8 protein-coding genes are annotated in these 13,606 nt (G+C 47.7%); 1 reads left to right on the top strand and 7 read right to left on the bottom strand.

Annotated elements, in window-relative coordinates:
• Positions 1-27: 27 nt before the first annotated feature.
• The 7 genes from ACINK7_RS02835 to glgC all read right to left on the bottom strand — a co-directional run bounded on the left by ACINK7_RS02835 (position 28) and on the right by glgC (position 11,191).
• Positions 28-1,290, bottom strand: a complete 1,263-nt coding sequence (locus tag ACINK7_RS02835) for an alpha-amylase (protein ID WP_404361406.1) — start codon at positions 1,288-1,290, stop codon at positions 28-30.
• Positions 1,291-1,308: 18 nt separating this feature from the next.
• The gene (gene glgA, locus ACINK7_RS02830) at positions 1,309-3,843 is read right to left on the bottom strand and encodes a glycogen synthase GlgA (protein ID WP_404359774.1); all 2,535 of its coding nucleotides are present in this window, start codon (positions 3,841-3,843) and stop codon (positions 1,309-1,311) included.
• 203 nt (positions 3,844-4,046) lie between these two features.
• A complete protein-coding gene (locus ACINK7_RS02825; protein WP_404359772.1) occupies positions 4,047-5,660 on the bottom strand; it encodes a glycoside hydrolase family 57 protein in 1,614 nt (537 codons plus the stop codon).
• A 213-nt stretch (positions 5,661-5,873) separates the two neighbouring features.
• Entirely contained in the window at positions 5,874-6,554 is a 681-nt protein-coding gene (locus ACINK7_RS02820; RefSeq protein ID WP_404359770.1) for a DUF4912 domain-containing protein, read from the bottom strand.
• 190 nt (positions 6,555-6,744) lie between these two features.
• Positions 6,745-8,220 carry a 4-alpha-glucanotransferase gene (malQ, locus tag ACINK7_RS02815; protein ID WP_404359768.1) on the bottom strand — a complete coding sequence of 492 codons (1,476 nt, stop codon included), beginning with the start codon at positions 8,218-8,220 and terminating at the stop codon, positions 6,745-6,747.
• 15 nt (positions 8,221-8,235) lie between these two features.
• Entirely contained in the window at positions 8,236-9,927 is a 1,692-nt protein-coding gene (locus ACINK7_RS02810) for a glycoside hydrolase (protein ID WP_404359766.1), read from the bottom strand.
• A complete protein-coding gene (glgC, locus tag ACINK7_RS02805; RefSeq protein WP_404359764.1) occupies positions 9,917-11,191 on the bottom strand; it encodes a glucose-1-phosphate adenylyltransferase in 1,275 nt (424 codons plus the stop codon). The genes ACINK7_RS02810 and glgC overlap by 11 nt, the downstream gene beginning before the upstream one ends.
• 91 nt (positions 11,192-11,282) lie before the next feature.
• Here glgC and glgB point away from each other — a divergent pair, with 91 nt between their 5' ends.
• A complete protein-coding gene (gene glgB / locus ACINK7_RS02800) occupies positions 11,283-13,487 on the top strand; it encodes a 1,4-alpha-glucan branching protein GlgB (RefSeq protein ID WP_404359762.1) in 2,205 nt (734 codons plus the stop codon).
• Positions 13,488-13,606: the final 119 nt, after the last annotated feature.

The raw sequence follows: 13,606 nt of genomic DNA, 5'->3' as shown, positions 1-13,606 counted from the left end.
GTAAAATTTGAATTTGGTTCAAACCGTTTACTGTGTCGTAACCATCACCCGAACCATACCCGGCAATAAGTCGAAATGATAAGGACTCGGCACATAAGCTAGCGGATACTCCGGCGATAGATCGGTAAACGGCGCACGCGACTGAACATACTGATAGAGATCGGGCGTCGAAAACTCATGGCGTTGCCAAGGGTCCTTATTTAACAAGATCAAAGCTTCTTGCTGTCCGGATAGACTGGCTTTCCAGAAAAAAAGTATCGGCGACTGCGGATAACCGATTAGGTTAAAAGGGCCCTCTTCCTGAAATACAGGGTAATCGGCTTTCACCGTGTTAACTTGAGTAATAAACTCGGTCAAATCCACCTCGGTATTTTCCCAATCCTCAGGACGCGTATGCACCACATGTAGCGGTTTACTAAAACCGTATTCGTAACCCATCGGCATCATCACGCCGCTGCTGAACACTGCGGAAAACAAGTAACGCTGCTTTAGGGCTTCGGCATTGCCGTTGCTTTCGGCAAATAAACGAGGCGTATCGTGGCTTTCGGGAAAACTGATCGACGGAGCGGCTTGGCGCAACAATTGATACTGTTCCGGTAACCAAGGACTTTCGAAATCCCACCATTTGGAACTATTGAAAATATAATCAAACCCGGCTTGCGCGGTTTGCTTGGTACGCTCGGCGCTGCAGCCTAGCGTTTCAGCGGTAAACACCACATCGGGATGTTTTTGTTTCGTATCCGTAATCAATTGCCGCCAAAGTTCGGGCGATAATTGATAGGCGGCATCGCAGCGAAAGCCTTTAAAACCCAGGTCGATGTATGACTCGATGATTTTACGAAAATAGGCATAAAGCCCATTATCGTGACTACGACCATGATCGAATTGCGCTAAATCTTCCCATACCACCTTATGACCGCCGTCTTCGAGACAAAAAGGACGCTGCACCTGCCCATGCTCGCAAACAAACCATTCCGGGTGCTGTTTCAACAAGGGCGAATCGATCGCACAGTGATTCAATACCAAATCGGTCATAAAGCGGAGTCGGTGTTTTTTCTCAGCCTGTTGAATCAAGGCCCGCAATTGTTGCTCGGCGGTCTTTTTGGATTTCGGATCGACTAACAGCGGGTTTAACTGAAAATAATCGGCAATAGAATATAGACTGCCGGACGCCCCGGTTTTTTGTAACGGGTTGACAAAAACCCAATCGAACCGCATCGCCGCGGCCCTTTCCAAGTGCGCCTCCCACTGCCCGAAGTGGCCTACCAACAGGGGGAACAAGTTGTACATCCTCATGAATCGGCCTCTTTATTTGTTACGAATATAATCATAGATATTCAGGTAATGTTGTCCCGGATATTTCCAGGAGTAATCGCAACGCATTGCATTTTTCATCAACTCCCGAAAATGATCCGGAAATTGATAATAACAATCGATCGAGCGCGACAATGCCGACTCCAGCCCATCATTGTTGTAATCCCTAAAAACATAGCCGTTGCGCTCGTGCAAGGCTTTGTGATGAGCATGGTCCTTGTCGAAGACCGTATCGGCCAAACCGCCGACCTCGCGAACAATCGGAACCGTGCCGTATTTCATCGCAATCAACTGGGTTAGACCGCAAGGTTCGAACAGGCTAGGCACGACAATCATATCCGCACCGGCATAAATCAGATGCGCCAAGCCTTCGTCGAAACCGACTTCGATATGGCAATCGGGACTCTCGTTTAAATGCCGCTTCAACTCCCAGAAATAGCTATTGATATCCCGCTCGGGACTTGAGCCTAGCAACACGAACTGCGCCCGATGGTTCAATGAATAAAACAGTGCATGACGAACCAAGTCCAACCCTTTCTGAGGATCGAGCCGTCCGACGAAAGCAATAATCGGTTTTTCATTGTCCGCTAGCAACAAGCGATCGCGTAAAGCCCGTTTATTGAGATATTTATTGTCTACTTTTTCCACGGTAAAGGGAGCGGCGATATGCGGGTCGATTTCGGGATTCCAGACATCATAATCGATCCCGTTGACCACACCACCGAACTTATAATGATGCGCATGAAGGGTCGGTTCCAAACCGAATCCTTGACCGCCGTCTTTGGTTTCTCCGGCATAACGCGGCGATACCGTCGTAACGAAGTTGGAATAGACTATACCGCCTTTCATCAAATTCAACGCATGCGGAATCCGATTATCCAACAAGCGATCATGATGAAAATAATACTCCGGTCGATGCAGGCCCGTCGCATTCAATAAGAAGTCGCCCGTCAACCCTTGATGCTTGAAGTTATGAATCGTAAAACATACTCTCGGATGCCAGAAGCCTAAATTCTGATAGATCTCATATAAAAACACCGGCACCAATGCCGTTTGCCAGTCGTGGCAGTGAATCACATCGGGATGTTTGCCGGATTTCCAAAGAAATTCCAACGCGGCGCGGCAAAAGAACGCGTAGCGCAGTACGTCGTCATTAAAGCCGTAAATCGTGCCACGATTGAAGAAATTGTCCGGAGAGTGCGGCTCGATGAAAAAGCATTTACGGCCATGAACGAAACCGAACCAGACCGTACAATGAATATGGCCGTTATACCAGGGCACCCAAAGGTCGTCATAGGTTTTGCATAAGCCCCAAATATGATCGTAATGCATACAATCGTATTTGGGCAAAATAATCTCGACACTGTGTCCGCGCAATTCCAGTTCGCGGCTTAAACCGGTCACAACATCCGCCAAACCTCCGACCTTCGCCAGGGGTGCCAATTCCGGAGTAATCTGCACGACAAACATATGCGGGTAGTCGGGACCGGGTTGGTCGTGGTATGGCGCATGCTCGAGGGGCGACATCATGTCGGCAACGGGCTCCGGCGCCGAAGACTCGGGGGGCGGCGCTATTGGCTCTGCCTTACTATAATCGGGTTGCCGCCGAAACTTTTCCGACGGCACACCGGGACTGATGGATGTCGCCTGAGCAACCTCGGGCAAAGGCGTGATAAATGCCGTATTGGGCTCCCGGTATACAGATTCGTCGCCCTTAGAAGACGTCTCGACTTGGGTTTCGCCAGCGGTACCGGACTGTTTAGGAGCGCCTTTTTCGGAAACTTGACTAGGCGCTGCCCCCTTCGAAGCAACATTCTCTGCCGCCGCAATCTCGTTTTGCGGAACAACAGGCAAAACCGGCGCAGGCGACAACGACTCCGCTTTCGGCTTTTCCTGCGCTGTTGTTTCTGGTGCTTTATTTTGCCGATCGGATTCAGTCGGCTGATCAGAATTTGAGTTCGCAGAATTACGCATTGGCGCCGACTTAAGTTCCTCTGCAGACTTAGTTTTCGGAGAATCCTTAGCTTTTATTTCGGCTTTAGCCTTCTCTTCATCCTTCTTAGCTTGAGTCGGCGTCTTGACGCTAGAGACAGTCTTGGTTTTTTCGGAAAGCTTGTTTTTAGGAGCTGCTTTCGCCTTAGGCTTAACAGGGGATTTTGCCGCATTTGCAGTTTTTGACGAAGCCTTTTTCACAGGCTCTGCTTGAGCCGGTTTTGTAGTCTGCGCTTTAGGTGAAGACTTAACTTCCGGCGCCGTTTTAGCTTTCGGAACTGTTTTAGATTTTGCTGCCGTTTCGGATTCCGAAGACAGATTAGGCTTCGGCGCATCATCTGTCTGAGTCGACTTTTCCATTTTGAAAGACTCGGCTTTAGGGTCATCATTAACCGTCGACGCAGCAGCGCTCGCCTGCTCCTCCTCCACCTCAGGCGTTAACGCCGATTGATTCTCTGTCGTCGGCTTTTCGGACGCCTTATTCGTTGTTGCTGTTTTTGTGGAGCTTCTGGTTTTAGTTGTAGTTTGCTTTGCCATAAATCAGACCTATCATGCCAATTAAAAGATATACTTTCCCGCCGCCCTTAGGATTTCGCGACAAATAACCTCCTGACTCTATGAGCTGAGTAGCGAGCTCGGTAACTCACTTGACAGGATGCCCCACCATCGACACCTATCAAGCAACCAAACCAGTCTACCCTACATAAAAACTAGGGAAGTCTTATGACCGAATCCTTAGCTTAGTCTGTTGTCCGCGGTTGTGTTTTATAAGTCCGAAAATCAAGCATCGGAAAAATATCATCCATCACTTCTAACGCCGTCAAATAGTGTTCGTTTATTGTATGCGTGCGAACGCTTTCTTGCAGATAATTAAAGCGAGCCAAATGATCGAGAATACGCTTTTTAGCGTACTCGACGGTCGTCCCTGACTTCATAATGAACGGCCAGTCCGAGGCCTGCGCCAATAATAACGACCGTGCCGCCTGATTCAAAGCCCGCTCCTCCAAGGACAAACGGGGGACTTGTTGAAACTCTTCGGCTAACTCCTCCATCAACATCGCCGATTTGTGTAAAACGGGATAAATCCAAGCATTGGTTTCATTGAGCCAGTATCCGGAATAGCCCTGTTCGCCCCAACTCGATGCCGAAGGCGTTGCGGTTTGCAAGTGTTGAAAACGCGACAAATAATCGCTGCCACTGACCAACTGCATTCCCGACTTATTGCCGCCAACTAGGCGTAATAAAAACTCTAACCATTGCGGCCCCTCAAACCACCAATGACCGAACAGTTCTGCGTCGTAGGGGGCTACAATAATCGGCGCTTTTCCCATCCGATAACTCAGATCGTCAAGCTGTCGTTGTCGCTTCAAATAAAAGTCTTGAGCATGTTGCCTCGCCTTCATCAATGCTTGCCGTGGCCGATAAGCCGCTTTCGGGCCACCTCCTCCCGTCACTCGCTGATATTTGATGCCGACGGGCACGCGAATCGTTTCTTCCAATAAATACGGTGCGAGATAACTCTCCGGAATAGTGGAATCATAACCGATATCGCAATGATATTCACGATAGTCGCCGTCGCCTGGATACCCTTCCTGCGCACTCCAGACTTGACGCGACGATTCGGGATCACGGGCAAAAGCCGCGACTCCGTTGGCGCAGGCTATCGGCGCATAAACGCCACATTCAGCTTGCGGTCTTGCTTGAGTTAAAGCATGGCTATCCACAAAAAAATAACCCAGACCGGCTTCGTCAAGCTGTATTTCCAAGCCAGGGTAATAACCGCATTCGGGCAACCAAAATCCTTTAGGCACAAAACCGAAGCACTGTTTGAAGGTTTCAACGCCCATGTTGATCTGATTGCGCACCGCACTTTCGGAAACGTTCAGTAACGGCAAAAAACCGTGGGTAGCCGCGCAGGTAATCAATTCCAGGCCGCCTAATTCAGCCTGTTTTTTGAAAGCCGCAACTAAATCGCAATCATAATCCTGCCGATAACATTGCAATGCCGCCTTGAAATTACGTCGATATAAACGAGCCAAATACTGATATTCGGCTTGCTTGCGAGTTCTGGAAATTTCCTGCTCGGCTAAGCTGATTAAACCTTGCAAATGGCGAACATAGCGCTGTTGCAATAACTCATTATTCAACATCGTCAACAAGGTCGGCGATAACGACAGTGTCAGTCGATATCGCACACGATCACGATTCAAGCGCTCGCACATGTTAAGCAACGGCAAATAACACTCGGTTATCGCTTCGAATAACCAGCGCTCTTCAAAAAAATGCTCATACTCGGGATGATGTACGTAAGGCAAATGGGCATGTAATACAATGCATAAACCGCCCCTATCCATCTTAAGTACCTAAGGAACGAGCATGAAATAACTTCGACAACTGTTGGAAGGGAGCTTGGTTAGCAATTCCCAATTTGGGGATCAAAAAGGGTGTCGGAGATACTTGGCGAGGGTTTCGGCAGCATGGAGCTACCCACAAGCACCCATGAATGGGCTTACGACATCCTGTCAAGCGAGCCATCGAACCGCCGCAAAGCCTATTACTTGTAAGAGTTATTTTGTGCATATTCCTAAGTGAGTTTTATTGCTATTCTGCAGGCAGGATATACTGGCGCTCGAATAACTATCCATATCATGAAGCTCAAATCGTTCCGCTGGGCTCGAGTGAATCGGAGACGCCGGAGAAAAGGGGATTTCTTCGACATCGGGCTCGCTTAATGTTTGCCGAATTTTAGCGTCAATATCGGCTTCATCAAAGACTAAAGGCCTTGTTAGTTCGGTCACCGGCGTCATCGCAGAAGAAGGCATACTAACAGGCAGCGAGCGAACATATACAATAAAGTCTCCATTACTGTCGCATTGACCAATCGCCGCCGTATAAATTGCGCCGGCAACCGGCAATTGAATTTTAGCATTGGCGTACGAGGATACCTCGCCGGCATCAAACCATGGACGCTGATGCTCTTGACTATCCGCCCAATCAAGCTGCCAGAACAAGCGTAATATTAACGGATTATTCTTCGCCTGCAGCAGAGGAGTAACGCCGGCAATACGCCAATAGGCATGAAGATGATAGGGATCTATCGGTAAAATAATGAGCGGAGGAAAATTAAGCGGTTCAGCCTGACTGAATTGCAAAGGATGATAGGTATGACTAATGGTTTGACTGATGTGTTGGATTTCTTGAGACGATAGAGCGAGCTTAGGGTTATGCCTGGAATGCCAATATCTCATTCATTATTTCCTGATTTCATAAAACTTTTAGCCACATCCGCAGTACTGAAAAGTAAACGTCATTTCGACATGAATCATTAGAGGATTATCCTGACTGAAGCCTTAAAGTGTCAATTTAAATTACTCTTTTTGCCAGCCGATTTTTGCTGAAAGGTAAACCCGAACAAATCTTAGGCAAACTGCAACCGGTTTAATCTCGCCCGTAAAGTTTAATCGCACGCGCCAAACGCTGACTGTGCAATGGTAATAATTGATCCCATGTAAAACGCCACAGCCAATTCCCTTCGGTCGTACCGGGAATATTCATGCGATGTTCGGTATCTAACTCAAGAATATCCTGCATTGGAATGATAGCGAGATTCGCAACCGAAGCTAAAGCGGTTTGTATTAGCGTATAGGGCATCGAGCTGGCAGGCTGACCTAAGTATTCATAAACATAAGCTTGCTCTTTCTCGCTGATCTGACGGTACCATCCTAAGGTAGTATCGTTATCGTGCGTGCCGGTATAAACAACGCTATTTTTATCCAGATTGGCCGGTAAATAAGGATTACTCGGGCCGCCGCTAAACGCGAATTGCAGAATTTTCATGCCCGGCAAAGAGAAATCGTCCCTGAGTTTTTCGACTTTATCGGTAATCACGCCTAAATCTTCCGCTACCAATGCAATAGGCCCAAACGCATCGAAAATCGTCTTTAACAAGGCGTGCCCCGGCGCCTTGACCCAGCAACCATTCATTGCCGTGGGTTCGGACACCGGAATTTCCCAGGCGGCCTCCAATCCCCTGAAATGATCGATACGAATAATATCGAACATTTCGACTTGCGTCTTGATTCGATCAAGCCACCAATGGAAGCTATTTTTTTTAAGATATGACCAGTTGTAATGCGGATTGCCCCAACGCTGCCCCGTTTCCGAAAAATAATCGGGCGGTACCCCCGCCACTACCGACATTTCAAACTGCTCATCCAGTTTAAACACCTCCGGATGAACCCAAACATCGGCACTGTCGTAAGAAACGAAAATAGGAATATCGCCAAACAACAATACACCATGGCGCGCCGCATAATCTTTAAGTTCTTGCCACTGTGTAAAGAATACGAATTGCTCGAATTTAATCGCTTCAATTTCAGTGCTTAGGCGTCTGGAAGCTTCTTTGAGCGCCGAAATATTGCGCGATTTATACCGTTCAGGCCATTGATTCCAGCTAAGGTTATTGAATTCTTTTCTCAGCGCGATAAATAAGGCGTAATCATCCAACCAAAACTTTTTGTCGATACAAAATTTGGTAAATTCGATTTTTTCGTGTTCGGTCGCGTGAAGCTTAAAGCCATAGTATGCGTGATTGAGTAAGCACTCCCTTGCAAATGACGGACTGCCGCCACACTCTTGACAACGCTCGCCACGGCTCAGCCAACCTTTGTCAACCAACTTATCCAAGTCGATCAAAGCGGTATTACCTGCATGAGCGGAGATGCACTGATAGGGAGACCCATCATCGTGAGGCATGTTTAATGGCAAAGTTTGCCAAACCGTTACACCGACACTGTTTAGAAAGTCGACGAACCGATAAGCTTCCGGCCCTAAATTACCATTATCACTATTGCCTGGGAGTGAAGTAATGTGCAATAAAATTCCGGCACGGCGTCTATGTAAAATATCAATCACAAACGGCTTCCCTGGCTAAACGTTTTCAATACCCGGCCTCATCGTACCGCCCATGGCGGGAGCTCCGGATCCCTGAGTGAACGATAATGCCAAATAAGCCGGCGGATCTTCTCCTAACAACAGATAGAGATTACTCAAATTCAAACGAAACTGTTTTTCAAAACTGCTTACAGCTTCCCCCGGATTGTAATCGCCGAACCACCAAAACCAATCCGATCCCTCGCAAATGGCAAGCTGATGCTCGGCAAGAGCCAACTGTTCCTCGGTCAAGCGCCCGGTAGACACGACTTTATCAAACGCCCATTTGGCATCGCCCAACATATCCCAACCCCGGTTTTTATCGACATCGCCGATCCAGGTAGAAAAAGTTCCGTATACCCAACTTCCAGCCATCAAATTCGGAAGCGACTGTATTTCAATGGCTTGGTCGAGGCATTCGGAAAATGTTGTTAGCTGAATCTCGGAGTGATGACTCAAGTGTTTATAAAGCGCGCTGAGAAAGTGATATCCGTTTTGCGGAAAATACTCCCAAGCATTTTCGCCATCCATGATAATTGATACCACCTTATCCGTAGAAGTATCATGCTTATGGATTTGCTCCAAATGATTGACCAAATCGGCAACCGCATCGTCGGCATGCCATTTGGAATATTCAAATCCGATCAAATCCGATAAACCATCGTCCCTAAAAAAACAAGGGATACCGGTTCCACTAACGCGAAACGGATGATGCGGACTCACGCTATCGATACCTGATAATCGCAAGCTGTTATGCAACACGTTACCGCCGGTCGCAGCCCAATCGAACCCGAACTCGGAGAGCATCTTCAATGTCTCGGTACTAACCGCCCCTTCTGATGGCCAGCAGCCTCTCGGGGTGAACCCGAAAAATCGCTTAAAGGTTTCGACACCGTGTTTCAGATGCCATTTCACTCTTTCCTCGCCCCCCGGATAAGTATCCAGTTCGGGAAGCGGAGCATCCGGCATTGCCTGCAATGTACTTTTAATATCGATTAACAAAGGCATAATCGGATGCGCATAAGGCGTTACCGAAAGCTCGATACGTCCTTTTCTAGCCAACGCCTTGTATCGGCATATCGCTGTGGACAATTGCTCACCGATGACTTCGACAATTTCGATCCGTTCATGCAATGTGTAGCCTGAACCTTTTGCGATCAAGCGCTTAACTCTGACATCAGTCAGTTTGACACTCTCGCCCATCCAAGCCAGGTGATACCACGCCAGAAGATCGCTAATGAATTGAGAATTCATATAACTCAACGCATCATGATTCTGCTCCATCCATTCGGCCATTTTGACCAATTTCTGGAACGTCGGATATCTCCCGATCTGCCTCTCTCGATTGGCACGCATGCAATCCTTGACTAGTTTTAGCCGTGCATCGGGATCCGAGGGAATCGATGGAGCAACCAGTGCCGCCAACAACGGATCCTTAAATGAGATGCGATCATGCAGATAGCGACCCACTTGCCTCGCATAATCCTCGATTTGCTCTAGAAGGATCGGCGCAAAATTAACGACCGCTTTGGCTTCTGGCGCCGCTTCAAGGTGAGCGATCATGTCGACATAATCTTTCATGACGTGCAAATAAGTCCAAGGCAGTTGAAATTCGCCGGTTTGCAAATCACGATACTCTGGCTGATGCATATGCCAACATATCACCAGCTTCAGTTTTTTATCTGACATAGTGCCTGCTCTGTCCTAACATATCCGGGGTGACCAATACGACTCCACCCGGGCTGACATGAAATCTTTTTTTATCGTCCTCGATGTTCTCACCGATTACCGTGCCTTGAGGGACTTCGCAACCTTTCTCGATGATTGCCTTGGTAATTCGGCAATGCCGTGCAATATTGACTTCAGGGAGCACCACGGCATCTTGTAATGTCGTGTAAGAATTAACCCGGACATTGGAAAATAACAATGAGTGCCTAACCTTAGCGCCGGAAATAACGCAACCGCCGGATACCATCGAATCGACCGCCTGCCCTCTTCTTTTGTCGTCGTCGAAGACGAATTTTGCCGGTGGCGTTTGTTCTTGATAGGTCCAAATCGGCCAGGTTTTATCGTATAAATTCAAATCGGGCTTGACGCCGATTAATTCCATATTTGCCGCCCAGTAGGCATCTATCGTCCCCACATCGCGCCAATAACTTTGATCACCTTGCAAATTCAGGAACGGATAGGCACTGACCCTGTATTTTTCGATAACCGCAGGAATAATATCCTTGCCGAAATCCCGATTCGAGCCTTTGGTATCGGCATCTTTGATCAACTGTTCGAATAAAAATGCCGCATTAAATACATAGATACCCATCGAAGCCAAAGCCTTATCGGGCTTACCCGGCATCGATGGGGGATTGGCGGGTTTTTCGACAAAGGCTTTTACCCGTCGGTTTTGATCGACGTCCATGACTCCGAACTCGGTCGCCTCTTCTAGAGTCACCTCGAGGCAACCAATGGTCAAATCGGCATTATTGGCCACATGATCGGCAAGCATTTCACCATAGTCCATTTTATAAATATGATCGCCGGCCAATATCAGAACATACTCCGGCCGGCGGGTTCGAAGAATGTCGATATTCTGATAAACCGCATCGGCTGTTCCCTCATACCAAGACGTTTCGAGGCGTTGTTGAGCCGGCATCAAATCGACATATTCACCGAATTCGCCGCGTAAAAAACCCCAGCCTTGTTGAATATGCCGAATCAAAGAATCGGCTTTGTATTGCGTTAAAATGCCGATTTTCCGGATTCCGGAATTAATGCAATTGGATAGCGGAAAGTCGACAATCCTGAATTTTCCGCCAAAAGGAACCGCCGGTTTGGCGCGCCAATCAGTCATGTTTTTTAACCGTGAGCCGCGGCCGCCCGCAAGAATCAAGGCAATTGTATTTCTAGTTAGATGACTGACGAACCTGTCTTGAGGTTGGTTGATTGACTCTGACATTTTAATCCCCTTCTGGAATTGACTATTACATCTGTTGCTTAGGTGGTAACATTCCGATAAAAATCATTCTACTACATTGAGGCGTTTCGAAGTGAAAAAGCAATCCAATATGCCGCTGTGTGATGATTTATGCAAAATCATTGAAGCCAAACATCACGATCCTTTTTCCGTTCTAGGCCGCCTCAACGATAACAACCTGACCAAGCTAAGACTCTATTTGCCTTACGCCGATTCGGTCCGTTTTGCTGAGAAAGGCCCTGAAATACTTCGACTCGCAGAAACTGACTTTTTTGAATATACCGCTCAGCCCGGCGAATTACCAGAACATTATCAAATTTCTTGGATCGACAAAGAAGGCCAACAACATACCGATTACGACCCTTATGACTTTCCCGAGCAGTTGCCCGAATTCGATCGTCATTTGTTCGGCGAAGGCAAGCATTGGCATATCTACCAAAAACTTGGCGCACATCGATATAAGGTCGACGGAATCGATGGCGTATTATTTACCGTCTGGGCTCCGAACGCGGGGCGCGTTAGCGTGGTCGGCGATTTTAACCGCTGGGACGGCCGCTGTCACTTAATGCGGGTGCTAGGCAACAGCGGGATCTGGGAGCTTTTTATTCCGAGTCTCGACGCGGGCTGTTTATATAAATTCGAAATACTGAACTGTCAAAGCCAAGAAATTTTAATTAAAACAGACCCTTATGCCCAGCAATATGAGCATCGTCCTAAAACCGCTTCGATTGTCGTCAAAGAAGAAGCCTATCAATGGCAAGATGCGAAATGGATGACTGATCGCAAAACCCGCGACTGGCAACACGAACCGATGTCGATTTACGAAGTGCATTTAGGTTCGTGGCAACGGGGTGATGCCGGAAATTTCTTGAATTACCGGGAGCTCGCGAAGCAATTGCTTCACTACGTCAAGAACATGGGTTTTACTCATATCGAGTTACTGCCGATCACCGAGCATCCTTTCGATGCGTCTTGGGGTTACCAATCGACGGGCTACTTCGCTCCGACCAGTCGACACGGATCACCCGACGATTTCAGGTATTTTATCGACCTCTTTCATCAAAATAACATCGGCATTATTTTAGACTGGGTTCCCGCGCATTTTCCGAAGGATTTTTTCGCACTGGCTCGGTTTGACGGTAGCGCACTCTATGAGCACGAAGACCCACGCAAAGGCGAGCATAGAGATTGGGGCACCCTGATTTTTAACTTCGGCCGCAACGAAGTCAAAAATTTCTTACTGGCGAGCGCGATATTTTGGCTTGAAGAATTTCACCTTGACGGCCTTAGGGTCGACGCCGTCGCATCAATGCTTTATCTGGATTATTCCCGCGATGAAAACGACTGGATTCCCAACATGTATGGCGGCAACGAAAATCTCGAAGCCATCGCTTTTTTGCGAGAACTCAATACCGTAACGCATGAACAACACCCTGGTACAGTCATGATGGCAGAGGAGTCGACCGCTTGGCCTCAGGTAACCCGCCCGACCTGGACAGGAGGCCTCGGTTTTTCGATGAAATGGAACATGGGCTGGATGCACGACATTCTCGATTATATAAGCCGCGACCCGATACACAGGCGTTATCACCACGATCAACTGACCTTCGGCTTACTTTATGCCTTTACCGAAAATTTCGTCCTCCCGTTTTCTCACGATGAAGTCGTTCACGGCAAAGGCTCGTTACTCAACAGAATGCCGGGAGACGAATGGCGAAAATTTGCAAATTTGCGCCTACTTTACACCTTGATGTTTACCTACCCGGGTAAAAAATTATTGTTTATGGGCACTGAGTTCGGGCAAGGCACCGAATGGAATTTCAACCAACCCCTAGATTGGTATCTACTTCAGCATCCTCAACACCAAGGCTTGCAAACTTTGGTCAAAGATCTTAATCATTTGTATAAAAACCACCCCGCACTTCACCAATACGACTTCAATCACAGCGGCTTTGACTGGATCGATTGCCATGATGTCGAACAATCGGTTATCAGCTACCGCCGCAAAGGCACCAATGATGATTTGATCATCATACTTAATTTCACACCGATTGTGAGAGAAAACTATCATATCGGCGTGCCTTTCGAAGGGGTTTATTTTGAAATCTTTAATTCAGACTCTGCCTATTATGAAGGCAGCAACGTCGGCAACCGCGAGATACTATCGGAACCGGAGCCTTGGATGGGACGCCAACAATCGATATACTTGACTTTACCTCCGCTAGGCGGAATCATCTTGACGCGGCAAACGAAAGTCATAAACAACTCTGCTCCCTAAATAGAGTCCTGTTTGAGAAAGAAAACCCAGCGTACCGTTGCGCACCGCAAATTAACTGACGGCGGCCAAGCTTATAGTAAATTCGCTTCGATATTTATGCGTAATAGGCGCACCTACGG

It is taken from the genome of Methylotuvimicrobium sp. KM1 (genome assembly GCF_044788715.1).
Taxonomy (GTDB): Bacteria; Pseudomonadota; Gammaproteobacteria; order Methylococcales; family Methylomonadaceae; genus Methylotuvimicrobium.
The sequence above is the reverse complement of the archived record's forward strand: the minus strand, read 5'-3'. Positions and strand labels throughout refer to the sequence as shown.